Source organism: Phycicoccus sp. DTK01 (assembly GCF_017312765.1).
Taxonomy (GTDB): Bacteria; Actinomycetota; Actinomycetes; order Actinomycetales; family Dermatophilaceae; genus Phycicoccus; species Phycicoccus jejuensis.
Window position 1 is genome coordinate 775,037 of the sequence record NZ_BOPU01000001.1, and the last position, 23,371, is coordinate 798,407.

At 74.7% G+C, this 23,371-nt stretch carries 23 protein-coding genes; 4 read left to right on the forward strand and 19 right to left on the reverse strand.

Translation table 11 applies throughout. The annotated features are described in order from the left end of the window. Positions 1-30: 30 nt before the first annotated feature. On the reverse strand, positions 31-2,082 hold the full coding sequence (locus J3473_RS03585) for a primosome assembly protein PriA (RefSeq protein WP_242525659.1): 2,052 nt from the start codon (positions 2,080-2,082) through the stop codon (positions 31-33). 70 nt (positions 2,083-2,152) lie between these two features. Beyond that, positions 2,153-3,373, reverse strand: a complete 1,221-nt coding sequence (gene metK, locus J3473_RS03590; RefSeq protein WP_207021908.1) for a methionine adenosyltransferase — start codon at positions 3,371-3,373, stop codon at positions 2,153-2,155. Between the two features lie 128 nt (positions 3,374-3,501). Between metK and J3473_RS03595 the strand changes: the two genes are divergently transcribed. Together J3473_RS03595 and J3473_RS03600 are read left to right on the forward strand one after the other, a co-directional pair. Continuing rightward, positions 3,502-4,971 (forward strand): hypothetical protein, encoded by a 1,470-nt coding sequence (locus J3473_RS03595; RefSeq protein ID WP_207021909.1) that lies wholly within the window; start codon positions 3,502-3,504, stop codon positions 4,969-4,971. Beyond that, positions 4,968-6,185 (forward strand): DivIVA domain-containing protein, encoded by a 1,218-nt coding sequence (locus tag J3473_RS03600; RefSeq protein ID WP_207021910.1) that lies wholly within the window; start codon positions 4,968-4,970, stop codon positions 6,183-6,185. The genes J3473_RS03595 and J3473_RS03600 overlap by 4 nt, the downstream gene beginning before the upstream one ends. Before the next feature lie 122 nt (positions 6,186-6,307). Here J3473_RS03600 and coaBC read toward each other — a convergent pair whose 3' ends face one another. The 12 genes from coaBC to pyrR all read right to left on the reverse strand — a co-directional run bounded on the left by coaBC (position 6,308) and on the right by pyrR (position 18,854). Continuing rightward, positions 6,308-7,576, reverse strand: coding sequence for a bifunctional phosphopantothenoylcysteine decarboxylase/phosphopantothenate--cysteine ligase CoaBC (gene coaBC / locus J3473_RS03605; protein ID WP_207021911.1), 1,269 nt, complete (start codon positions 7,574-7,576; stop codon positions 6,308-6,310). Between the two features lie 5 nt (positions 7,577-7,581). Then, the gene (gene rpoZ / locus J3473_RS03610; protein ID WP_030528291.1) at positions 7,582-7,857 is read right to left on the reverse strand and encodes a DNA-directed RNA polymerase subunit omega; all 276 of its coding nucleotides are present in this window, start codon (positions 7,855-7,857) and stop codon (positions 7,582-7,584) included. Positions 7,858-7,860: 3 nt separating this feature from the next. Continuing rightward, a complete protein-coding gene (gene gmk / locus J3473_RS03615; protein ID WP_207021912.1) occupies positions 7,861-8,442 on the reverse strand; it encodes a guanylate kinase in 582 nt (193 codons plus the stop codon). Then, positions 8,439-8,756, reverse strand: coding sequence for an integration host factor, actinobacterial type (mihF, locus tag J3473_RS03620; RefSeq protein ID WP_030528289.1), 318 nt, complete (start codon positions 8,754-8,756; stop codon positions 8,439-8,441). Before mihF ends, gmk begins: the two co-directional genes overlap by 4 nt. A 91-nt stretch (positions 8,757-8,847) precedes the next feature. Then, a complete protein-coding gene (gene pyrF, locus J3473_RS03625) occupies positions 8,848-9,675 on the reverse strand; it encodes an orotidine-5'-phosphate decarboxylase (RefSeq protein WP_242525670.1) in 828 nt (275 codons plus the stop codon). 35 nt (positions 9,676-9,710) lie between these two features. After that, positions 9,711-10,661, reverse strand: a complete 951-nt coding sequence (locus J3473_RS03630; protein ID WP_242525660.1) for a dihydroorotate dehydrogenase — start codon at positions 10,659-10,661, stop codon at positions 9,711-9,713. A gap of 8 nt (positions 10,662-10,669) precedes the next feature. After that, on the reverse strand, positions 10,670-11,548 hold the full coding sequence (locus J3473_RS03635) for a dihydroorotate dehydrogenase electron transfer subunit (protein WP_030528286.1): 879 nt from the start codon (positions 11,546-11,548) through the stop codon (positions 10,670-10,672). After that, the gene (carB, locus tag J3473_RS03640; protein ID WP_207021915.1) at positions 11,545-14,856 is read right to left on the reverse strand and encodes a carbamoyl-phosphate synthase large subunit; all 3,312 of its coding nucleotides are present in this window, start codon (positions 14,854-14,856) and stop codon (positions 11,545-11,547) included. The genes J3473_RS03635 and carB overlap by 4 nt, the downstream gene beginning before the upstream one ends. After that, positions 14,856-16,004 (reverse strand): glutamine-hydrolyzing carbamoyl-phosphate synthase small subunit, encoded by a 1,149-nt coding sequence (carA, locus tag J3473_RS03645; RefSeq protein ID WP_207021916.1) that lies wholly within the window; start codon positions 16,002-16,004, stop codon positions 14,856-14,858. The genes carB and carA overlap by 1 nt, the downstream gene beginning before the upstream one ends. Further along, positions 15,998-17,296 (reverse strand): dihydroorotase, encoded by a 1,299-nt coding sequence (locus J3473_RS03650; RefSeq protein ID WP_242525671.1) that lies wholly within the window; start codon positions 17,294-17,296, stop codon positions 15,998-16,000. The genes carA and J3473_RS03650 overlap by 7 nt, the downstream gene beginning before the upstream one ends. Positions 17,297-17,301: 5 nt before the next feature. Continuing rightward, positions 17,302-18,246 carry an aspartate carbamoyltransferase catalytic subunit gene (locus J3473_RS03655; protein WP_030528282.1) on the reverse strand — a complete coding sequence of 315 codons (945 nt, stop codon included), beginning with the start codon at positions 18,244-18,246 and terminating at the stop codon, positions 17,302-17,304. Next, positions 18,243-18,854, reverse strand: coding sequence for a bifunctional pyr operon transcriptional regulator/uracil phosphoribosyltransferase PyrR (pyrR, locus tag J3473_RS03660; RefSeq protein WP_207021918.1), 612 nt, complete (start codon positions 18,852-18,854; stop codon positions 18,243-18,245). The genes J3473_RS03655 and pyrR overlap by 4 nt, the downstream gene beginning before the upstream one ends. A gap of 157 nt (positions 18,855-19,011) precedes the next feature. Between pyrR and J3473_RS03665 the strand changes: the two genes are divergently transcribed. Beyond that, positions 19,012-19,767 carry a metallophosphoesterase gene (locus J3473_RS03665; protein WP_207021919.1) on the forward strand — a complete coding sequence of 252 codons (756 nt, stop codon included), beginning with the start codon at positions 19,012-19,014 and terminating at the stop codon, positions 19,765-19,767. 36 nt (positions 19,768-19,803) lie between these two features. Here J3473_RS03665 and J3473_RS03670 read toward each other — a convergent pair whose 3' ends face one another. Further along, a complete protein-coding gene (locus J3473_RS03670) occupies positions 19,804-20,178 on the reverse strand; it encodes a nuclear transport factor 2 family protein (protein ID WP_030528279.1) in 375 nt (124 codons plus the stop codon). 167 nt (positions 20,179-20,345) lie between these two features. On the opposite strand from J3473_RS03670, the gene J3473_RS03675 reads away from it, so the two are divergent. After that, positions 20,346-20,537, forward strand: coding sequence for a hypothetical protein (locus tag J3473_RS03675; protein WP_030528278.1), 192 nt, complete (start codon positions 20,346-20,348; stop codon positions 20,535-20,537). A 22-nt stretch (positions 20,538-20,559) separates the two neighbouring features. On the opposite strand, the gene J3473_RS03680 is transcribed toward J3473_RS03675, so the two are convergent. The 4 genes from J3473_RS03680 to J3473_RS03695 form a co-directional block, all read right to left on the reverse strand. Then, positions 20,560-21,057 carry a GNAT family N-acetyltransferase gene (locus J3473_RS03680; RefSeq protein ID WP_207021920.1) on the reverse strand — a complete coding sequence of 166 codons (498 nt, stop codon included), beginning with the start codon at positions 21,055-21,057 and terminating at the stop codon, positions 20,560-20,562. Between the two features lie 42 nt (positions 21,058-21,099). Continuing rightward, a complete protein-coding gene (gene nusB / locus J3473_RS03685) occupies positions 21,100-21,513 on the reverse strand; it encodes a transcription antitermination factor NusB (protein WP_030528276.1) in 414 nt (137 codons plus the stop codon). Between the two features lie 3 nt (positions 21,514-21,516). Further along, positions 21,517-22,077 carry an elongation factor P gene (gene efp, locus J3473_RS03690; protein WP_030528275.1) on the reverse strand — a complete coding sequence of 187 codons (561 nt, stop codon included), beginning with the start codon at positions 22,075-22,077 and terminating at the stop codon, positions 21,517-21,519. 216 nt (positions 22,078-22,293) lie between these two features. Continuing rightward, positions 22,294-23,250 carry a hypothetical protein gene (locus tag J3473_RS03695; RefSeq protein ID WP_207021921.1) on the reverse strand — a complete coding sequence of 319 codons (957 nt, stop codon included), beginning with the start codon at positions 23,248-23,250 and terminating at the stop codon, positions 22,294-22,296. Positions 23,251-23,371 lie beyond the last annotated feature (121 nt).

Sequence of the window (23,371 nt, forward strand, 5' to 3'; positions counted from 1 at the left end):
CGAGTCTAGGAGGGCCGGTGGCGCCGCCGGTCAGCCGGCGGGGTCGCGCGGGTCGACCCGGACGGTGACCGGGTCGGGGTCCTTGCGGGCCGACGCCTTCGCCCGGAGGGCGGAGAGCTCGCTCGTCAGCTCCGGACCGGCACCGGTCGGCACGGTGACGAGGGTGCGCCAGCGCTGCTCGCCGTGCGGCAGCGGACCCAGCACGGTGCCTCCCTCCGGCAGCGTGAGCTCGTCGAGGGCGGCGGCCACGGCGGCCCGGGAGCCGGTCAGGGCCGCGACGCGCGCCGTGGGGGGCAGCGACAGCTCGCGCCGCTCGGCGAGCTCGCGCTCGGCGAACCACGCGGGGTCCCAGCGCACGAGTGCCTCGACCGCGGGGACGGTGACGTGGAGCGGCGCGCCGGCGAGCACGACGCGGCCACCGGCCGCAGCCGGACGCACGAGCGCGGCGGCGGAGCACCACCGGCGCAGCGCCTCCTCGCCGGCGTCGAGCGTGGGCCGGTCGAGCAGGGCCCACGCGTCGAGGAGGAGGGCAGCGGCGTACCCGCCCTCGGCCACCGGCTCCGCGCCGGGCGTCGCGACGACGAGGCGCGGGGTGCCCTCGACCGCGTCGAGCACCGTGCCCGCACCCGAGCGCTCCACGGGGACGCCGGGGAAGGCGCGCCCGAGCTCCTCGGCGGTCCGCCGGGCACCGACGACCGACGAGCGCAGCCGGGTGCCGGAGCAGCTGGGGCAGGAGAAGGCGGTCTCGACGCGACCGCACCAGCGGCACGCCGGCGGACCCTGCGGGCCGGTGAGCCCGAGCGGGCCCGAGCACACCCGGCAGCGGGCGGGGCGACGACAGTCCTGGCACGAGAGCGAGGGCAGGTAGCCGCGCCGTGGCACCTGGACGAGCACCGGCCCCGCCGCGAGCGCCTCCTTCGCGGCCCGCCAGGCCACGCTCGGCAGGTGGGCCGCCGCCACCGCGGGGTCCCGCTCGACGTCGGCGCCCTCCCCGGCGACCCGGACGGCGGGCACGGCATCGCGGACGGCCCGCCGCGGGGCCTCGACGACCGAGAGACGCCCGGACGCGACGAGGTCGGCGACGGCCGCGGAGCGCACGTGGCCGGCGGCGAGCACGGCCGCGCCCTCGCGCGCGGCCCGGGCGAGCAGCACCTCACGGACGTGCGGGTAGGGGGCCCGTGGCTCGTCGAGCAGGTCGTCGCCGTCGTCCCACCAGACGACGAGCCCGAGGTCGGCGACGGGCGCGAAGGCGGCCGCGCGGGTGCCGACGACGACCGGCACGTGGCCGCGCAGCGCCTTGAGGAAGGCGGTGTAGCGGGCCTGCGGGCCCTGGTCGGCGGTCAGGCGGGTGTGCCGGCCCGGACCGAGCGCCGCGACGAGCGCGGCCTCCGTCCGCACGACGTCACGGTGGTCCGGCACGACGACGACCGCCCCGCGCCCGCCCTCGACCGTGGCCCGCACCGCCTCGGCGAGCAGCGCCGGCCAGGCCCGCGACGGGTCGGTGGCCGGCAGGGCGAGGACCGCGGCGCCGGGGTCGCCCCCGGAGCGCAGCCGGGCGAGGAACGCGTCCCCCGCCGGGTACGGCGCCCAGGCCCCGGCCGCGGCGTCCGGCAGCGGCGGGTGCTCGGGGGCGTCGGCGGCGAGCGCCTGCTCGGCGCGAGCGTGCCGCGGGGGCACCGCGAGGCGCAGGACGTCGCCGAGGGTGCCGGCGTACCGGCGGGCCACGGCGCGCGCCGCGTCGAGGACGGCCGGGGTGAGGACCGGTTCGGGCGAGACGAGCCTCCGCAGGGGGCTGAGCCGCCCGGTGTGCTCGGCCTCGTCCCGACGCTCGAGGACCCAGCCGTCGAGGTCCTGCCCGGCGAAGCGCACCTTGACCCGCGCCCCGGGGACCGCGCCCTGCGCCATCGACGCGGGGACGACGTACTCGAACGGCCGGTCGAGGTGGGCCAGGCCGGTGTCGACCTGGACGAGCGCGACGGGACGCTCGTCGGCCGGAGGGTCCTCGCCCCGCAGGCGCGGGCGGGCGGGCCGGGCACCGGCGAGGAGGGCCAGCTGCTCCCCCGCCTCGTCCGTCCCGCTCACGGCCCCGAACCTAGCGGAGCCCGCCGACCCCCTCGGGGGCGGCGGGCTCCGGCTGTGGACGAGCGGCCGGTCAGCCGGCCACCGCGCGCTGCAGCGCCTCGACGCGGTCGGTGCGCTCCCAGGTGAAGGCGTTCTCGACGCCCTCGACCGCGGTGCGCCCGAAGTGGCCGTAGGCGGCGGTCGGCTTGTAGATGGGACGGAGCAGGTCGAGGTCCTCGAGGATCGCGAGCGGGCGCAGGTCGAAGACGCGGCGGATCGCGTCCTGGATCTTCTCCACCGGGGCGGTCTCGGTACCGAAGGTCTCGACGTAGAGGCCGACCGGCTGCGCGACGCCGATGGCGTAGGCGACCTGGACCTCGCAGCGGCGGGCCAGGCCCGCGGCGACGACGTTCTTCGCGACCCAGCGGGTGGCGTACGCCGCCGAGCGGTCGACCTTCGACGGGTCCTTGCCCGAGAACGCGCCGCCGCCGTGGCGGGCCATCCCGCCGTAGGTGTCGACGATGATCTTGCGGCCGGTCAGGCCCGCGTCACCCATCGGACCACCGATGACGAACTTGCCGGTGGGGTTGATGTAGGTGCGGTAGGAATCGGTGCGCAGGTCCGTGCCGCCGTCGGCGAGCTCGGCGAGGACCGGCTCGATGACGTGGGTGCGGATGTCGGGCTGCAGCAGGCCCTCGAGGCTGACGTCCTCGGCGTGCTGGGTCGAGAGCACGACGGCGTCGAGCGAGACGGCGGTGTCGCCGTCGTAGGCGATGGTGACCTGGGTCTTGCCGTCGGGGCGCAGGTACGACAGCTCGCCGTCCTTGCGGACCGCCGTGAGGCGCTCGGAGAGCCGGTGCGCGAGGTAGATCGGCAGCGGCATGAGCTCGGGGGTGTCGTCGCACGCGTAGCCGAACATCAGGCCCTGGTCGCCGGCGCCCTGCTTGTCCTTGGGGTCGACGCCGCCGCTGCGGTTCTCGAAGGCGGTGTCGACGCCCTGGGCGATGTCGGGGCTCTGCTGGCCGATCGAGACCTCGACGCCGCACGACGCGCCGTCGAAGCCCTTCGTCGAGCTGTCGTAGCCGATGCCGAGCACCGTCTCGCGCACGATCCCCGGGATCTCGACGTACGCCTCGGTCGTCACCTCGCCGGCGACGTGGACCAGACCGGTCGTCACCATCGTCTCGACGGCGACCCGGCTGTGCGGGTCCTGCTCGAGCATCGCGTCGAGGATGCTGTCGGAGATCTGGTCGCAGATCTTGTCCGGGTGACCCTCGGTGACCGACTCGGACGTGAACAGACGTGCGGACACGCGGCAACTCCTTCGATGGACGGGCGCCCCCGGACCTGAGCGGGCACGCCCGGCCCAAGATACCGGTCCGTGGAACACGACAGCCGCCCGGTCCGTCTCCCCCGGCCGCACGTGGAATCATGGCGCGCGTGTCCGAGGGGATCCACGACGAGCCGGCGCGCGCCGAGAACGACCCCGCCGCGCCAGCGGGGCCGGTCGACGAGGCGCACTCGCTCCTCACGCGCGCCCAGGAGCTGGCCGACCAGCTGCGCGAGGACGCGGGCCGCGAGCTGAGCGAGGCGCGGGCCGAGGCCGCCCGGGTGCGCGCCGAGAGCGACCGCGCCGCGCACGAGCTCGCCGAGCTGACCGCCCGGCTGGAGGACGCCCGCGCCGAGTCCGACCAGCGCCTGGCCGACACCCGCGCCGAGGTCGAGATCCTCCTCGCCGACGCCTCCGACCAGGCCGCCCTGCTGCGCGAGCGGGCGACGAAGGTCAGCGACGAGGCCATCGGTCTCGCCGAGGAGCAGGCCGCCACGCTCGTGCGCGACGCCGAGGAGCGCGCGGCCGCGGTGCTGGAGCGCGCCCGGGCCGAGCACGACACGACGATGGCACGCCTCGCCGACGACGAGCGGGCGCACCAGGAGCGGTGGCAGGACGAGCACGCTCGGCACGCGGCCGAGCTCGAGGCCCTGAGCACCACGACCCACGGCGAGCTGGCCGCCCTGCGCGAGGCGGCGGAGTCGTTCGCGGTCCGTCACCGCGAGGAGGCCGAGACCGAGGTCGCCCGGCGCATCGCGGAGCTGACGACCAGCGAGCGTGGCGCCCGGGTCGAGGCCGAGCTGCTCGTCGAGGACGCGCAGCGGGAGGCCACCCGGCTGGCCGCCGCCGCGGAGGCCGAGGCGGCCTCCGTCGTCGAGGCGGCCGAGCGCCACCTCGCGTGGGCCCAGGGCACCGTGCGCGAGGTCCTCGCGCGGACGGAGGAGGAGCGCGAGCGGCGCACCCGCGAGCACCACGCCGAGATCGTCGAGCGCACCCGCACGCACCGGCAGCGTGTCCAGACCCTGCTCGGCAGCGCGGGGGCGAAGAGCCGCGACCGGCTGGCCGAGGCCGACGCCGCGGCCCGTCGGATGCGCGAGCAGGCCGAGAGCGTGCTCGCCGAGGCTCGCGCCGACGCGGAGCGGACCCGGGAGGCCGCGGCGCGCGAGTCCGAGCGCATCCTCGAGGAGGCGCGCCGGCGCGAGGCGGAGGCCACGCTCCGCGCCCAGCGCCGGGTCGCCGACGCCGAGGAGGGCGCCCGCCGCGTCCGGCACGAGGTCGCCGCCGACGTCGAGCGCATGCAGCGCGAGGCGCACGAGTCGCATCGCGCCGCCCGCGCCGAGATCACCCGGCTCTCGGACGACGCCCGTGCCCGCGCCGACCTGGTCCGCGCCGAGGCGCACGCCGCCGTCGAACGGGCTCGCGCCGAGGTGCATACACTCGCCGCGCGACGTGACGCCATCACCACCCAGCTGAGCCGGCTCACGGGTGTCATCGAGGCGCTGGACGTGCACGACGACGCACCCCCGACCAGCGACGCCCCCACCCCCGAGGCCCCCACCCCCGACGAGGAGTCCGCATGACCCACCCCGAGTTCCCCACCGTCTTCCGCGGCTACGACCCGGTGCAGGTCGACGCCCACCTCGCGGCCCTGCACCAGGCCGTCGACACGGCGCGCCAGGAGTCGGAGTCGGCCCGACAGGAGGCCGCGGAGACGTCGGTGCAGCTGACCAAGGCGCGCCAGGACCACGAGGCGACGGCGGCGCAGCTCGAGGAGCACCGCTCACGGCTCGCTTCGCTCGAGGAGGACGCGCGCAAGGCCTCCAGCCCGACCTTCGCCGACCTCGGCGAGCGCATCGGGACGATGCTCGGGCTCGCCGACGAGGAGGCCGGGGCCATCCGCGCGGCCGCCGCCGCCGACGCCGACGAGGCCCGGCGCGTGGCGACCGAGGAGTCCGCGCTGGCACGGGCCGAGGCCGACCGCTACGCCGAGGAGGTCCGCGGGCGCGCCGACGCCGCCGCGGCCCAGGTGGTGGCGCAGGCGAAGGCCGAGGCCGACGCGATCGTCGACGACGCAGCCCGCGAGGCCGCCGCCCGGCGCGAGGAGGCCGAGGCCTACTACGAGCAGCAGCGGGCCCGCACCGCGCAGCAGGCCGCGGACTTCGAGACGACGCTCGGCGAGCGTCGCGAGGCCGCCGCGGCCGAGTTCAACGCGCAGATCGCCGCACAGGACGACGCCCTGGCCGCCGTGCAGGAGCGCGCCGACCTCCTCGCCCGCGAGGCCGAGGAGGACCACGCCGCCAAGACCGGCGAGGCCGCCCGGGTCCTCGAGGCCGCGCGCGCCGAGGCCGCCGGCCTCGTCCGCACCGCCAAGGAGCAGGCCGACCGCGTCCGCCGCGACTCCGAGCGCGAGCTGGCCGCCGCGACCGCCCGCCGCGACAGCATCACGGCCCAGCTCTCCAACGTCCGCAACATGCTCGCGACGCTGGGCGGCCCGGCGGCCGTCGGGGCGGTCGAGGAGCCCGCGCCCGCACCCGCCGCGGAGCCGGAGCCGGAGCACGAGGAGGTCGCGGTCGACGAGGTCCACGAGACCGAGGCCGACGCGCAGCCCGTCGAGCAGCAGGAGTCGGACGAGGTGCAGCCCGTCGAGGCGCACGACACCGAGACCGGGACCGACGACATCGAGGAGACCGAGCCCGAGGTCGACGAGGAGGTCGAGACGGAGGACGCCACCGAGGCCGACGCGCAGCCCGCGGCGAAGGCTCCCCGCGGCAAGAAGGCCGGCGCCCGCCGCTGACCCGCCCCGTTCGACCCGTCGAGTGAACAGGACACGCCGCGTGCGCACCAGCGCAGGCGGCGTGTCCTGTTCACTCGACGGGTGAGACCGAGGCCGGTGCCGCGGGGCTGCAGACCGACCGGTCAGAGGAGGTCGGTGACGACGTCCCAGACGGCCTGCGCGACAGCGGTCTTCGTGACCGGACCCACGTCGAGGACGGCGTCGCTCCCCCGGCGCAGGACGTGCACGGTGTTGTCGTCCTTGCCGAACGTCACGTCGGCGCCGACCTCGTTGACGACGAGGACGTCGCAGCCCTTGCGGGCGAGCTTGGCGCGCCCGTGCTCGAGCACCGAGGCGCTCTCGTCGCCGGTCTCGGCGGCGAACCCGACGACGACCGGCGCAGCCGCCCCGCCGCGCGCGGCGACGAGGCCGGCGAGGATGTCGGGGTTGCGCACGAGGGTGACGACCGGCGCGGACTCGTCCGCGCTCCCGTCGGCACCGGGCTCGTGCGTCTTCTTGATCTTGTGGTCGGCGTAGCTCGACGGCCGGAAGTCGGCGACGGCCGCGGCCATGACGACGACGTCCGCCTCGGCCGCCTCGGCGCGGACGGCTGCCTCCATCTCGAGGGCCGTCTCGACGCGGACGACCCGCACCCCGGCGGGCGCCTCGAGCGAGGCGGCGGACACCAGGACGACCTCGGCGCCGCGCCCGGCCGCGACGCCGGCGAGGGCGTAGCCCTGCTTGCCGGACGACCGGTTGCCGAGGTAGCGGACGGGGTCGAGCGGCTCGCGGGTACCGCCGGCGGTGACGACGACGCGCCGGCCCGCGAGGTCACCCCGGGGAGCCCGAGCGGCCGCCGCACCGGACGGCGCCGCTCCCCCGGCGCCTCGCGCGAGCTCGCGCGCGCAGACCTCGAAGAGCTGCTCCGGCTCCGGCAGGCGTCCCGGGCCCGTGTCGCGGCCGGTCAGGCGCCCCGAGGCCGGCGGCACGACGTGGACGCCGCGCTCGGTGAGGGTGGCGATGTTCGCCTGCGTCGCCGGGTGCTCGTACATCTCGGTGTGCATGGCCGGGGCCATGACGACCGGGCACCGCGCGGTGAGCAGGACGTTGGTCAGCAGGTCGTCCGCCTGCCCGGTGGCCGCCCGCGCGAGCAGGTCGGCCGTGGCCGGCGCGACCACGACGAGGTCGGCCTCCTGGCCGATCCGCACGTGCGGGACCTCGGTGATGTCGGACCACACGTCGGTGTGGACCGGCTTGCCCGACAGCGCCGCCCACGTCGCCTCACCGACGAAGTGGAGGGCGGAGGCGGTGGGGACGACGGTGACGTCGTGGCCGGCCTCGGAGAGCAGGCGCAGGAGCGAGCACGCCTTGTAGGCGGCGATGCCCCCGGCGACCCCGAGGACGACCTTCACGGGCGTCAGCCCTCGGAGGGCTCGTTGGTGGGCTCGGAGGTGAGCAGGCCCTCGTTGATCTCGCGCAGGGCGATGGAGAGCGGCTTCTCGTGGACCTCGGAGTCGACGAGCGGGCCGACGTACTCGAGGAGGCCCTCCTGGAGCTGGGCGTAGTAGGCGTTGATCTGCCGGGCCCGCTTCGCGGAGTAGAGGACGAGGGCGTACTTGGAGTCGGCCTGCTCGAGGAGCTCGTCGATCGGCGGGTTGGTGATGCCGATGGGGTTCGCCGTGGTTCCGGACACGCGTCAGTCTCGTTTCGTTGCGGGGACAGGGGTTCGCGTCCATGATACGAGGTCCTCGGCCGCGCGCCGAACGTCGTCGTTGACGACGGTGACGTCGAACTCCTCGGCGGCCGCGAGCTCGATGCGCGCGGTGTCGAGGCGGGCCGCCCGCTCCTCCTCGTCCTCGGTGCCCCGGCCCACGAGCCGGCGGACCAGCTCGTCCCAGCTCGGGGGCGCGAGGAAGACGAAGAACGCGTCGGGCATGGACTCGCGCACCTGGCGGGCGCCCTGGAGGTCGATCTCGAGCAGGGCCGGACGACCGGTCGCGAGGACCTCCTCGACCGGTCCGCGGGGTGTGCCGTACTTGGCCCGGCCGTGGACGACGGCCCACTCGAGGAGCTCGCCCTGCTCGACCATCCGGTCGAACTCGTCGTCGGAGACGAAGTGGTAGTGCACGCCCTCGACCTCCCCGGGTCGCGGCCGTCGGGTCGTCGCCGACACCGACAGCCACACCTCGGGGTGGTGCTCCCGGACGTACGCCGCGAGGGTCCCCTTGCCGACTGCGGTGGGACCGGCGAGGACCGTGAGGCGGGAGGGGGTCGTCACTGCCGCCCGAAGCGCTGCAGCAGCGCCGCGACCTGGTTCTGGCCCAGGCCACGGACGCGTCGGCTCTCGCTGATGCCGACCTCCTCCATGATCTGGCGGGCTCGCACCCGGCCGACGCCCGGCATCGACTCGAGGAGGGCGGAGACGCGCATCTTGCCGATGACGTCGTTCACCTTCCCGTCCTCGATGACGCCTCCGAGGGAGGCACCGCCGTGCTTGAGGCGGTTCTTCACCTCGGCACGTTCACGTCGTGAGGCAGCGGCCTTCTCGAGCGCGGCCGCGCGCTGTTCCTGGGTGAGCGGGGGGAGAGCCACGGAATCGGATCCTTGCTGTCACTGCGAGTGCTGGCTGCTCAACACCCGGCTGTACCCGACCGACTCTACCGGTCGCGGGAGCGCTCCCGAGTCAGGGCCGCGCCGCCTCGACGACGGCCGCCAGCTCGGCCGCGGAACGGCGCGCCGCGGCACGCAGCGAGGTGGTGTCGGGACCCGCGCCGAGCACCTCGCGGGAGCTGTTGCCGAGCACCTGGGGCAGCGCGTCGCCGAAGGTCGCGCGCAGCCCCTCGGGGGTGCCGCCCTGGGCGCCCAGGCCCGGGGCGAGCAGCGGCGCGGCCGACCCGGCGAGGTCGAGGCCGAGGGTGTGGGCGGCGTCGCCGACGGTGGCGCCGACGACGAGCCCGACGCTCCCGAGACCTCCGGCGGAGCGCGCGTCGGCGTTGTCGGCGGCGGCTCCCTCGACGACCGACGCGGCGACGGTGCGCCCGTCGACGGCCGCGTGCTGGACGGACGGGCCCTCCGGGTTGGAGGTGAGCGCGAGCACGAACACGCCGCGCCCGGTGGCGGCGGCGAGGTCGAGCGCGGGCCGCAGCGAGCCGTAGCCGAGGAAGGGGCTGACGGTCACCGCGTCGGCACGCACCGGCGAGTCGTCGGAGAGGTAGGCCTGCGCGTAGCCGCCCATCGTCGTGCCGATGTCGCCGCGCTTGGCGTCGAGCAGCGACAGCGTGCCGGCCTCGCGCAGGGCCTCCAGGGTCCGCTCGAGGACGGCGACGCCGCGCGACCCGAACCGCTCGAAGAACGCGGACTGCGGCTTGACGCACGCGACCTGGCCGCCGAAGGCCTCGACGCAGGTCATCGCGAAGCGCTCGAGGCCGTCGACCGTGTCCGGCAGGCCCCAGGCCTCGAGGAGGGCGGCGTGCGGGTCGATGCCGGGGCAGAACGGGCCGTGCTCGTCCATCGCGGTGCGCAGCCGCGTGCCGAAGGGAACCTGGCTCACAGGGCGGCCATCCTCTCGTGGGCGACGCCGACGGCGTCGGCGAAGCGGGTGAAGCCGTGCCGCGCGAGGTGCTCCTCGAGCTCGGTGAGCACGCGGCGCGGCGCGGACGGGTCGTTGAACGTGGCGGTGCCGACCTGCACCGCCGAGGCGCCGGCGGCGACGAGCTCGAGCGCGTCCGCCCCGGTGCGCACTCCCCCGACCCCGATGACCGGTGCTGTCGGGATGGTGCCCGCGCGCATCGCGGCGGTGACCTGCCACACGGCGCGGACGGCGACCGGGCGCACGGCCGGGCCGGAGAGCCCACCGGTGACGCCGGCCAGCTGCGGGCGCAGCAGGTCGGTGTCGATGACGATGCCGAGCAGGGTGTTGATCATCGTCAGGCCGTCGGCGCCGGCGCGCAGCACCGCGTCGGCGATCGCGACGATGTCGGTGACGTCGGGGGTGAGCTTGGCGAATACCGGCACCTCCTCGGGCACGCGGGTGCGGACGATCTGGACGACGCGCTCGGACGAGACCGGGTCGCAGGCGAAGACGAGCCCGCGGTTGGCGACGTTGGGGCAGGAGATGTTCGCCTCGACCCCGACGACGCACGGCCACGCGGGCGAGGCGACGAGGCGCTGGACGACCTCGCCGAACTCCTCGGCGGTGTTGCCCGCGACCGAGACGAGCACCCGGGCGCCCTGCGCGGCGAGCCACGGCAGGTCCTGCTCGCAGAAGGCGTCGATGCCCGGCCCCTGGAGGCCGATCGAGTTGAGCATCCCGGACGAGGTCTCGGCCATCCGCGGCGTCGGCCGGCCGGATCGCGGGTCGCGCATCACGGTCTTGGTGACGAACGCGCCGAGGTCGGAGACCGGGAAGAAGCGGTGCAGCTCCTTGCCGTTGGCGGCGCAGCCGGACGCGGTCATCACCGGGTTGGGCAGGGTGGCGCCGGCGAGCGTCGTGCTCATGTCGACCATCAGTGACCCCCCGGCCTCGGGGCGCCCACCGCGTCCTCGGGCACGCGGGTGATGCCCCCGCCGATGGCGTCCCAGCGCACGAGGTCGCCGCGGAAGACCGGACCCTCGACGCAGGAGCGGACCATCCGGGTCGTGCCGTCGGTGCCGCGCACCGGCATGACGCAGGTCATGCAGACGCCGATGCCGCAGGCCATCGACTCCTCGACGGCCACCTGCGCGACGGCCCCGTGGGCCTGTGCGACCTCGGTGACCGAGCGGAGCATCCCCATCGGGCCGCAGGCGTAGACGACTCCGGCCCCGGTGCGGTCCACGACCTCGCCGAGGACGTCGGAGACCCAGCCCCTGCGCCCGGCCGATCCGTCGTCGGTGGTGACGGTGACGCCGTCGGCGCTGCGCCGCGCCTCGACGACGCCGAAGAGCCGGTCCTCGGACGCCGCGCCGAGGACCATCTCGACGTGGCAGCCGCGCTCGCGCAGGGCCTCGGCGAGCCAGAACAGCGGCGCGGAGCCGTAGCCGCCGCCGACGAGGACGCAGGGCACCGGCTCGGCCGGCAGCGGGAAGGGCCGGCCGAGGGGCGCGACGACGTCGACGGCGTCGTGCGTCGACAGGCCGGTCAGCCACTGCGTGCCCGGGCCGTGCGCGGCGACGACGACGTCGAGGGTGCCGCCGTAGGTGCCCGACGCCTTGACCTTGTGCAGCGAGAAGCAGCGGCGCAGGAGGTTGGCCGACGTCGGGCCGCCGACCGCGAGCGCGACGAACTGGCCGGGCCGGGCGAGCTCGGCGACTCCCGGCGCGACGATCGTCAGGTGGTGGTAGGCCCCGACCCGTCGGTTGGCGACGACCTCGCCGGCGACCTGGACGACCCCGCTCCCGCTCACGCCTGCGCCCCGATCCCGAACAGGTCGAGGGCCGCTGTGTGCTCCTGCAGCGACATGACGTCGAGGTCATCGCGCTGCACGGCCTCGATGGCGAGGACGGCCGCCGACAGCTGCTGCACGGTGGTGACGATCGGCTTGTCCATCGCGGCCGTCGCGGCCCGGATGGCGTAGCCGTCGGCGCGCGTCGTGGCGCTCGGTCCGCTCGGGCTGTTGACGACCATGTCGATCTCGCCCGCGTTGATGAGGTCGACGACCGACTGCTCGTGCTCGCCGCGCTCGGCGTGCTTGCGCACCACGTCGGCCTCGATCCCGTTGCGGTGCAGCACCTCTGCCGTGCCCGAGGTCGACAGGATGCGGAAGCCGAGGTCGACCAGCCGCTTGACCGGGAAGATGATCGCGCGCTTGTCGCGGTTGGCCACGGACACGAACACCGTTCCGCTCGTAGGCAGCCCGCTGAGCGCGCCGAGCTGGCTCTTGGCGAACGCCCGGCCGAAGTCGCGGTCGATGCCCATGACCTCGCCGGTCGAGCGCATCTCCGGGCCGAGCAGGCTGTCGACGACCAGGCCCTCGGCGGTCCGGAACCGCTTGAAGGGCAGGACGGCCTCCTTGACCGACACCGGCGCGCTGGCCGGCATCCGGCCGCCGTCGACGTGGCGGGGCAGGACGCCCTCCTCGCGCAGCTGCGCGATCGAGGCGCCGAGCATGATCCGGGCCGCCGCGTTGGCGAGGGCCACACCGGTCGCCTTGGCGACGAACGGCACCGTGCGCGACGCACGCGGGTTGGCCTCGAGGACGTAGAGGATGTCCTGGGCGAGCGCGAACTGGACGTTCATGAGGCCGCGCACGCCGATGCCCTGGGCCAGCTTGAGGGTCGACTCGCGCACCCGCTCGAGCTCGGTCGCGCCGAGGGTGACCGGCGGCAGCGCGCACGAGGAGTCACCGGAGTGGATGCCGGCCTCCTCGACGTGCTCCATGATCCCGCCGAGGTACATCTCCTCGCCGTCGTAGAGGACGTCGACGTCGATCTCGATCGCGTCGTCGAGGAAGCGGTCGACGAGCACCGGGTGCTCCGGGCTCGCGACGGTCGCGCGCTCGACGTAGCCCGAGAGCGTCTCGTCGTCGTAGACGATCTCCATCCCGCGGCCGCCGAGGACGTACGACGGGCGCACGAGCACCGGGTAGCCGATCTCGCGGGCGATCTCGACGGCCTCGGCCGCGCTGTACGCCGTGCCGTGCTTCGGGGCGGGCAGGTCGGCCTCGTGGAGGACGCGGCCGAACGCCCCGCGGTCCTCGGCGAGGTCGATGGCCTCGGGCGAGGTGCCGACGATCGGCACGCCCGCCTCCTTGAGCGCCTTGGCCAGGCCGAGCGGGGTCTGCCCGCCGAGCTGGACGACGACGCCGGCGACGGGGCCGGCCTGCTGCTCGGCGTGGACGACCTCGAGGACGTCCTCGAGGGTCAGCGGCTCGAAGTAGAGGCGGCTGCTCGTGTCGTAGTCGGTCGAGACCGTCTCGGGGTTGCAGTTGACCATCACGGTGTCGTAGCCGGCGTCGCGCAGGGCGAAGCTCGCGTGGACGCAGGAGTAGTCGAACTCGACACCCTGCCCGATCCGGTTCGGGCCCGAACCGAGGATGAGCACGGCGGGCCGCTCGCGCGGCGTCACCTCGGTCTCCTCGTCGTAGGCGCTGTAGTGGTAAGGCGTCCGGGCGGCGAACTCGGCCGCGCAGGTGTCGACCGTCTTGTAGACCGGGCGCACCCCGAGCGCGTGGCGGACGCCGCGGACGACGGCCTCGGGCATCCGGCGCAGCGACGCGAGCTGGGTGTCGCTGAAGCCGTGGCGCTTCGCGAGGCGCAGCAGCTCGGGGGTCAGCTCCTCGGCGGTCGCGACGTGCTCGGCGACCTCGTTGACGAGCTCGATCTGGTCGAGGAACCACGGGTCGATGCCGGTCGCGTCGTGGACCTCCTCGACCGACAGGCCGCCGCGCAGCGCCTGCTGGACCTGGACGAGGCGGCCGTCGGTGGGCCGGCGCGCCGAGTCGAGCAGCGCGCGGGCCGCCTCGGTCGTCGGCCGCGGGCCGTCCCAGTGGAAGCTGCTGCCGGCCTTCTCGAGCGAGCGCAGCGCCTTCTGCAGCGCCTCCGTGAAGGAGCGCCCGATGGCCATCGCCTCGCCGACCGACTTCATCGTCGTGGTCAGCGTGTCGTCGGCCGCGGGGAACTTCTCGAACGCGAAGCGCGGGCACTTGACGACGACGTAGTCGAGCGTCGGCTCGAAGGAGGCCGGGGTCTCCTGGGTGATGTCGTTGGGCACCTCGTCGAGGGTGTACCCGACGGCCATCCGCGCCGCGATCTTCGCGATCGGGAAGCCGGTGGCCTTGGACGCCAGCGCCGAGGAGCGCGAGACGCGCGGGTTCATCTCGATGACGATGATCCGGCCGTCCTCGGGGTTGACCGCGAACTGGATGTTGCAGCCGCCGGTGTCGACGCCGACCTCGCGGATGACCGCGATGCTGATGTCGCGCAGCCGCTGGTACTCGCGGTCGGTGAGGGTGAGGGCCGGAGCGACGGTGATCGAGTCGCCGGTGTGCACGCCCATCGGGTCGAGGTTCTCGATGGAGCAGACGACGACGACGTTGTCGGCCGTGTCGCGCATCAGCTCGAGCTCGTACTCCTTCCAGCCGAGGATCGACTCCTCGAGGAGCACCTCGGTGACCGGGCTGTACTGCAGGCCCGCGCCACCGATGCGCCGCAGCTCCTCCGGGGTGTGCGCGAAGCCGGAGCCGAGGCCGCCCATCGTGAAGGAGGGGCGGACGACGACGGGGTAGCCGAGGTCGTCGGCGGCGGCCATGAGGTCGTCCATCGTGTGGCAGATGGCCGAGCGGGCCGACTCGGCGCCGCAGCGGTCGACGACGCCCTTGAACTTCTCGCGGTCCTCGCCGAGCTGGATGGCCTCGACGTTGGCGCCGATGAGCGGGCAGCCGTAGCGCTCGAGGACGCCGCGCTCGTGCAGCTCCATCGCGCAGTTGAGCGCGGTCTGGCCACCGAGGGTCGCGAGGACGGCGTCCGGCCGCTCCCTGGCGATGATCTTCTCGACGATCTCGGGGGTGATCGGCTCGATGTAGGTGGCGTCCGCGAACTCCGGGTCGGTCATGATCGTCGCCGGGTTGGAGTTGACGAGGACGACGCGGATGCCCTCGTCGCGCAGCACCCGGCAGGCCTGGGTGCCGGAGTAGTCGAACTCGCACGCCTGCCCGATGACGATCGGGCCGGAGCCGATGACGAGGACGGACTTGATGTCGTCGCGCTTCGGCATCAGGCGCGCACCTCCTGGTTGCTGGTCATGAGATCGCAGAAGCGGTCGAAGAGGTAGGCGGCGTCGTGCGGGCCGGCCGCGGCCTCCGGGTGGTACTGGACGGAGAAGGCGACGAGCCGCCCGTCCCGCCGGACCTCGAGGCCCTCGACGACGTCGTCGTTGAGGCAGACGTGGCTGACGCTCGCCTCGCCGAAGTCGGTGCTCGTCGAGCCCTCGAGCGGGGCGTCGACGGCGAACCCGTGGTTGTGGGCGGTGACCTCGACCTTGCCGGTCGTGCGGTCCATGACCGGCTGGTTGATGCCGCGGTGGCCGTACTTGAGCTTGTACGTGCCGAACCCGAGCGCCTTGCCGAGGATCTGGTTGCCGAAGCAGATGCCGAAGTACGGGATGCCCTCGCGCATCACGCCCCGGAGCAGCTCGGCCTGGACGTCGGCCGTCGCCGGGTCGCCGGGGCCGTTGGAGAAGAACACGCCGTCGGGGCCGGCCGCGCGGACCTCCTCGAGGGTCGCGGTGGCCGGCAGGACGTGCACCTCGATGCCGCGCTCGGCCATCATCCGCGGGGTGTTGGACTTGATGCCGAGGTCGACGGCGGCCACGGTGAACCGCTTCTCCCCCACCGGTGGCACGACGTAGGCCTCCTTGGTGGCGACCTCGGCGGCGAGCGACGCGCCGGTCATCGGCGGCGCCTCGGTGACCCGCTGCAGGAGCTCCGGGCGCGGGCGCGCGGCGAGCTCGCCGGAGAAGATGCCGACCCGCATCGCGCCGCGCTCGCGCAGGTGGCGGGTCAGGGCCCGGGTGTCGACGTCGCAGATGCCGACGACGCCCTGCGCGTCGAGCTCGTCCTCGAGGGTGCGGCGGCTGCGCCAGCTCGAGGGGCGCAGCGCGGGGTCGCGCACGACGTAGCCCGCGACCCAGATGCGGCCCGACTCGTCGTCCTCGTCGTTCCAGCCGGTGTTGCCGACGTGCGGCGCCGTCATGACGACGACCTGGCGGTGGTAGCTCGGGTCGGTGAGCGTCTCCTGGTAGCCGGTCATGCCGGTCGAGAAGACGGCCTCGCCGACGGTCTCGCCGCGGCGGCCGTAGGCGGAGCCGGTGAAGGTGCGCCCGTCCTCGAGGACGAGGACGGCGGGTTCGCGGGTGGTCAGCACGGTGCGGGCTCTCCTTCCCGCGCGGTGACGGCACCGCGCAGGATCGTCGTGTGCACGGCCCCGGTGAGGGTGCGCCCGTGCCACGGGGTGTTGCGGGACAGGGAGTGAGAGGCGTCGCGGTCGACGGTGACCGCTGCCGTGGGGTCGACGAGCACGAGGTTGGCCGGCTCGCCGGGGGCGACGGGTCGACCATGGTCGGCGAGGCGGGCGATGCCCGCCGGCGCCGTCGAGAGGACGCGGGCGAGGTCGGCCATCGACATCCGGCCGGTGGTGACGAGGAGGTCGTGGACGACCGAGAACGCGGTCTCGAGGCCGAGCATCCCGAACGCGGCGTCGACGAACGCGTGCTCCTTGTCGTGCCGCGCGTGCGGGGCGTGGTCGGTGGCGACGGCGTCGATCGTGCCGTCGGCGAGGCCCTCGCGCAGCGCCTCCTGGTCCTCGGTGGGACGCAGCGGCGGGTTGACCTTGTAGACCGGGTCGTAGCCGGTCAGCAGGTCGGTGCCGAGCGCGAGGTGGTGCGGCGCGACCTCGGCGGTCATCCGGATGCCGCGCTCCTTGGCCCAGCGCACGACGTCCAGGCCCTCGGCGGTGCTCACGTGCGCGACGTGGACCCGCCCGCCGGTGTGCCGGGCGAGCATCGCGTCGCGGGCGATGATGCTCGCCTCCGCGACCGGCGGCCACCCCGGCAGGCCGAGGCGCCCGGACAGCTCGCCCTCGTGGCAGCAGGCCTGCGGGCCGGCGAGCGAGGGGTCCTGGCTGTGCTGGCTGACGACCCCGTCGAAGGGCCGCAGGTACTCGAGCGCGCGGCGCATGACGCGGGGGTCGGCGACGCAGCGCCCGTCGTCGGAGAAGACGGTGACCCGGGCACGGCTGCGGTGCATGAGCCCGAGCTCCGCGAGCTCGGCGCCCTCGAGGCCCTTGGTCACGGCTCCGACCGGGACGACGTCGACGAGCCCGCAGTCGCGCCCGAGGCGCTGGACGTGCTCGGCCGCCTCGGCGGTGTCGGTGACCGGGGTCGTGTTGGCCATCGCGAGGACCGCCGTGTACCCGCCGACCGCGGCGGCGCGCGAGCCGGACGCGACGGTCTCGGCGTCCTCGCGGCCGGGCTGGCGCAGGTGGGTGTGCAGGTCGACGAAGCCGGGCAGGAGGGTGAGGCCGTCGGCGTCGTGGCGGGTCAGGCCCTCGGTGTCCTCGACCCGGCCGACCTCGGTGACCGTCCCCTCGCGGACGGCGACGTCGCCGGTCCGCGGCGTGCCGTCGGCGTCGTGCCAGGTGACCCCGGTGATGAGCAGGTCGCTCACGCCGCCACCTCCTCGCCGGCCAGCAGGTGGTAGAGCACGGCCATCCGCACCGCCACCCCCGCCGACACCTGGTCGAGGACGAGGCTGCGGGCCCCGTCGGCGGCGTCGGCGCTGATCTCGAGGCCGCGGTTCATCGGGCCCGGGTGGCAGATGACCGCCTCGGGGTTGGCGTCGGTCAGGGCGCGCAGCCGGTCGCGGGTCAGGCCGAAGCCCACGGTGTACTCCCTCGGGGTCGGGAAGAAGCCGCCGCTCATCCGCTCGCGCTGGACGCGGAGCATCATCACCGCGTCGGGACCGTCGGCGAGCACGGCGTCGAGGTCGTCGGTGAGGTGCAGGCCGTCGCGCTCGGCCCAGGGCCGGATGCCGCTCGGCATGAGCGTCGGCGGCGCGACGAGCGTGACCTCGGCGCCGAGGCGGCGCAGCGTGATCGCGTTGGAGCGGAAGACCCGGCTGTGCGTGAGGTCGCCGACGATCGCGACCCGGCGGCCCTCGAGGCTGCCGAGGCGCTGCTCCATCGTGTAGGCGTCGAGCAGGGCCTGCGTCGGGTGCTCGTGGGTGCCGTCGCCGGCGTTGACGACGCTCGCGTCGACCCACTGCGCCACCTGGTGTGCCGCGCCGCTGGCCATGTGGCGGATGACGACGCAATCGACGCTCATCGCGTCGATCGTCATCACGGTGTCGCGCAGGGACTCGCCCTTGCTCGTCGAGGAGCCCTTGCCGGTGATGTTGATCGTGTCGGCGCTCATCCACTTGCCCGCGATCTCGAAGCTGCTGCGGGTGCGGGTGGAGTCCTCGAAGAAGAGGTTGATGATCGTGCGGCCGCGCAGGGTCGGCAGCTTCTTGACGTCGCGCCGCTGCACGTCGTGCATCTCGGCTGCGGTGGCCAGGAGCATCCGCACGTCGTCGCGGGTGAGGTCCGCGCTGGAGAGCAGGTGCCTCATCGCGCACCTCCCGGGGTCGAGGGGCGGCCGGCGCGCGTCTCGCCGGAGGCGATGGTCACCGAGTCGCCGGCGTCGTCGACCCCGGTGAGCCGCACCATGACCCGCTCGCTGTGGGCCGTCGGCAGGTTCTTGCCGACGTGGTCGGCCCGGATCGGCAGCTCGCGGTGGCCTCGGTCGACGAGCACGGCGAGGCGCACGGCCCGCGGACGGCCGAGGTCGGCGAGGGCGTCGAGCGCCGCACGGATCGTCCGGCCCGAGTAGAGGACGTCGTCGACGAGGACGACGACACGGTCGTCGACGCCGCCCGGCGGGATGCGCGTCGGCATCGGCGCCCGGGTCGGCTGGTGGCGCAGGTCGTCGCGGAACATCGTGATGTCGAGCGCCCCGACCGGGACCTCGACGCCCTCGACCTCCTGGAGGAGGTCCGCGAGGCGCCGCGACAGCTCGACCCCGCGGGTCGGGATGCCGAGCAGCACGAGGTCGTCGGCGCCCTTGTTGCGCTCGACGATCTCGTGGGCGATGCGGCGGAGGGCTCTCGCGACGTCCGGCTCGCTCATCACGGTGCGGGGGGCACCGGGAGCGGCGGCATCGTCTGCGGTGGGCAGCATGTCGTCAGCGCGCACAGGCGCGGACCTCCTTCCCTGCCTCACGGGACAGGTCGTTAAAGGACGTCGAGCGGTCTTGCGGTGGCCACTCTAGCGGCCGACGGCGGACGGGTCGCACTCCGGCCCGCCCCGTGGACGCCGCCGCGCCTAGGGTCGGTGGATGGTCGTCGCCGTCCGCACCGTCGCCCTGCTGTCCGACACGCACGGGGTCCTCCCGGTGCTCGAGGCCGTCCTCGCCGAGCCCGACGTCCGTGCCGCCGACCTCGTCGTCGTGACGGGCGACCTCGTGTCGGGGCCGATGCCCGTCGAGACGCTCGACGCCCTCACCGCGCTCGGCGACCGGGGGCTGCTCGTCCGGGGCAACGCCGACCGCGAGGTCGTCGAGGTCGCGCGCGGTGGCCGCTGCGAGCACCCCGAGTCGGTGTTCGCGGCGGAGGTGCTGCGGCCCGACCAGGTGGAGCTGCTCGCCGGGCTCCCCCACCCCGCGGTCCGGTCGCTCGAGGGGTTCGGCGACGTGCTCTTCTGCCACGGCAGCCCCCGCGACGACGACGAGGTCGTGCTCGTCGACACGCGGCTCGAGCGGTGGGCCGAGGCGTTCGCGGACGTGCCCGAGGCGGTGCGGACCGTCTGCTGCGGGCACACGCACATGCCGTTCGTCCGGCTCGTCGACCGCCGGCTCGTCGTCAACCCCGGCAGCATCGGGATGCCCTACGGTCGGGTCGGCGGGGCGTGGGCCCTGCTGACCGGGGGTCAGGTCTCGCTGCGGCACACCGAGATCGACGTCGACGCCGTGTGCGAGCGCATCGTCGCCGAGTCCGCCTACCCCGACGCGCGGGCGTGGGTCGACGAGTACGTGCGGGGCGAGCACTCCGACGCGGTGGCCCTGACGGTCTTCGGGCCGCGCGACGGCCGCTGACCCGACGGTCGCGGCGGGTGCCGCGGGTGCGGTCAATCAGCCGGAGGTGTGCGGCCGGAAGCCGGAGCAGAGCACGCGCAGGTACGTGATGCGCTCGCCCTCGGTGCGGTAGTACGCCTGCTGCTCGGCCGTGAAGTCCCCGTCGCCGTTGCGCAGCGCCAGCCGGTACGAGACGCGCTCGGTGTCCTCCACGGGCGCGCCGACGGTGACGTCGAGCAGCGCCCGGACCTCGTCGGAGGGCTCGAACCACGCGCCGAACAACACCTCGACGAGCGCCTCCGCGCCGGTGCCCTCCCACGCGCGGCCGGGGGTGAGCCCACGGAAGTCGACGTCGGGGGCGACGAGAGCGCGGACGGTGTCGGGGTCCTTGGCGGCGATCGCCGCGGCCAGCCGCGGCCCGAGCGTGCTCATCCGCACAGTCCAGCACGGTGCGCGGGCCGGCGCCAGCCCTCACGGGCGGCACCCGGCACGGCCGTCATCCGGGTCGTGAGACGCATAACGCATCGCTATGCCTGACCCAACACACTGTGATGCACTGGTGCTGTCTCAGCACCCGCCCGATCCCGAAGGAGGCCCCCGTGACGACCATCGCTCCCCCCACTGCCGGTGCGGCCTCCTGCGCGGTCGACGCCGACGGTCCGGCCGTCGCGGCGGTGGCCGCACGCCAGCCGCTCTTCCCGCCGGCGGACGCCGACACCGAGACCTACCGCGCCTGGCTCGCCGCGTCCCCGTGGCCCGAGGTGGTCTTCGCGAGCGCCGGCGCCCGCTGACCCCCGGGGTGCGAACGCCGCGTCAGCGGCGCTCCATCGCGATCCGCCGACCGTGCCGCGCCAGCCCCTCGCGCTCCTCGGCCGCGAGCATCGGCGCCAGGCGGGCCGGGGGCTCGACCTCCACCCAGCCCCGCCGCGCGTAGAACGGGCCGTTCCACGCGACGTCGGCGTAGGTCATGAGGGTGAGCGTGCCGCCGCCCCGCGCGGCGACCTCGGCGTCGACGGCCGCGAGCAGCGCGGTGCCGTGGCCTCGCCCCTGGTGGTCGGGGTCGACCGAGAGCTGCTCGAGGTGCCACGCGCCCCCGAGGTCGAGGACGTGGGCGAACCCGACGACCGGCGCGCCCGGGGTCTCGTCGTCGGTCGCGACGAGGAGGAACCCCGGCACCCCCGCGCGCTCCTCCCCCGGCGTGGCCGCCGGCCAGCCGAGGTCACCGAAGAGGTCGGTGAACTGCCGGTCGCCGGTGTCCTCGACAGGGCCGAGCAGCGGCAGGTCGGCGGTGGTGGCCGGGCGGACGCTCATCCCCCGACCGTGCCGCCCGCACGGCACTGCGGCAACCGGTTTTCAGGCGAGGGTCGGCTTGACCTCGGCGAGCCGGCCGAGCAGGCCGTTGACGAACCGGGGGCTGTCGTCGGTCGAGAGCTCGGTGGCGAGCCCGACCCACTCGCTGATGGCGACGGCCTCGGGGACGTCCGGCGAGTACAGGACCTCCCACGCGCCGAGCCGCAGGATGCTGCGGTCGACGGCGGGCATCCGCTTCAGGGACCAGCCCTGCGCGTACGTGGTGATGAGCTCGTCGATCGTCTCGCGGCGCTCCGAGACCCCGGTGACGAGGTCGGCGGTCAGCTCGGGCAGCGCGTGCTCGGTGACCGGCGTGGCCAGCCGCTCACGCAGCAGCTCCGCGGCGTCGATGCCCCGCTGCTCGGCCTCGAACAGCAGGTCGAGGGCGCGCTTGCGGGCCTTGGTGCGAGCGGCCACGGGTCAGCTGACCCGGCCGAGGTAGGAGCCGTCGCGGGTGTCGACCTTGATCTTCGTGCCCTGCTCGAGGAAGAGCGGGACCTGGACCTCGGCACCGGTCTCGAGGGTCGCCGGCTTGGTGCCGCCGGTCGAGCGGTCGCCCTGGAGGCCCGGCTCGGTGTAGGTGATCTCGAGGATGACCGAGGCGGGGAGCTCGATGTAGAGGACCGAGCCGTCGTGGCGGGCCACGATCGCGTCCTGGTTCTCGAGGAGGTACTTCGCGGCGTCGCCGACGACCTCGGGGCTCACGGGGAGCTGGTCGTAGGTGTCACCGTCCATGAAGATGAAGTCGGTGCCGTCGTTGTAGAGGTACTGCATCGTGCGCTTGTCGACGTTCGCCGTCTCGACCTTGACACCGGCGTTGAACGTCTTGTCGACGACCTTGCCGGACAGGACGTTCTTCAGCTTCGTCCGCACGAACGCGGGGCCCTTGCCCGGCTTGACGTGCTGGAACTCCACGACGGACCACAGCTGGCCCTCGAGGTTGAGGACGAGGCCGTTCTTGAGGTCGTTGGTCGATGCCACGTGCGGGATCTCTCTCGTGTCTCGGAAGCGGCGCACCACCGTCGGGCGGGCGCGCGTCACCCCGGCGAGGGGTGGGGGATCAGCGATCATCGTACCGTCCCGCGCCCCACCCCCCGGACCACGCCGCCTCCCCCGCAGCGGCCCTTCCCCCCGCGATCTGCGCGGATCCCCCTGCGAGCGCACGCGCACCACCGCAGGTCGCGCGGAGCAGGGGTGTCACGACGCGTCGCGGGCGCCGAGGTCGACCCACCGTGGTCGCGCCACGGGACGCACCCCCTGGGCGAGGAGGATCCGCCCGAGCCGTGCCTCCTCGAGCGCATCCGCCCAGACCCACCGGGCCAGGCGCCATCGGCGGCGGATGCGGTCCTCCCGCAGCTTCTCGGCCCACAGCGCGCGCTCGGCCGCGGCGGCGTCGGCGCCCGCCGGGACGGCGTACTTGCGCCGGCCGTCGAACTCGCCGACCACCCCGGGCCACCCGAAGTCACCGAACCCGACGAAGCCCTCGTCGTCCTCCAGCGGGACCTGCAGCGTCGGGCGGGGCAGCCGCAACGTGAACATGCGGGCCCGGGACAGGCTCTCGCCCGGCGACATGGAGCGCCCGTCGGCGAGCTCGGCCACGAGCAGCCCCCGGGGCCGCCCCCACACGCGCGGCGGCACGTCACCGGCCGCTGCGACCAGTGCCTCGGGCGTCGTCATCGCATGGCGCAGGGCGTGGTCCGCAGCCGTGAGCCCCGACTCGAAGGACCGCATCCGGGCGAGGTCGACGACCGTTCGCGCCACCTCGGTGACCCTGAGGCCCTCGCGCAGGACGCCCTCGGTCGGCTGGCCGACGTGGACGCGCACGACGGCCGAGCCGCGCTGCTCGGCCCGGCTCCGCAGCACGGTGACGTGCTGGGGCCAGGCTCCGATGACGGGCAGGCCCCACACCGCCGCGGCGGACTCGAGCGCGTAGACGTTGCGGGCCGGCCGACGCGCCGCGAGGTCGGTGGCGTGCACCAGGGCGGCGTGTCGCTGCTCGGGCGTCAGGCCGCGCCACACCGCCTCGTCGACCCAGGCGCCGTGGCGCACGTGGTGCCAGCCACGGCGACCGGGGTCGATACCCATCGGGCGCAGGTCCGGCGCCCCGCGCAGGAGCGCGGGGTCGAAGGGTGCGGGTGGCGGGTCGCCGAGCATCCCCCGACGGTGGCACGTCGGGAGGGCGTGCCGACGCCGTCATCCACAGGCCCCGCCGACGCCGCTGTGCTCCGGGCGACCTGCGCGGATCCCCCTGCGGTCGCACGCGGACCACCGCAGG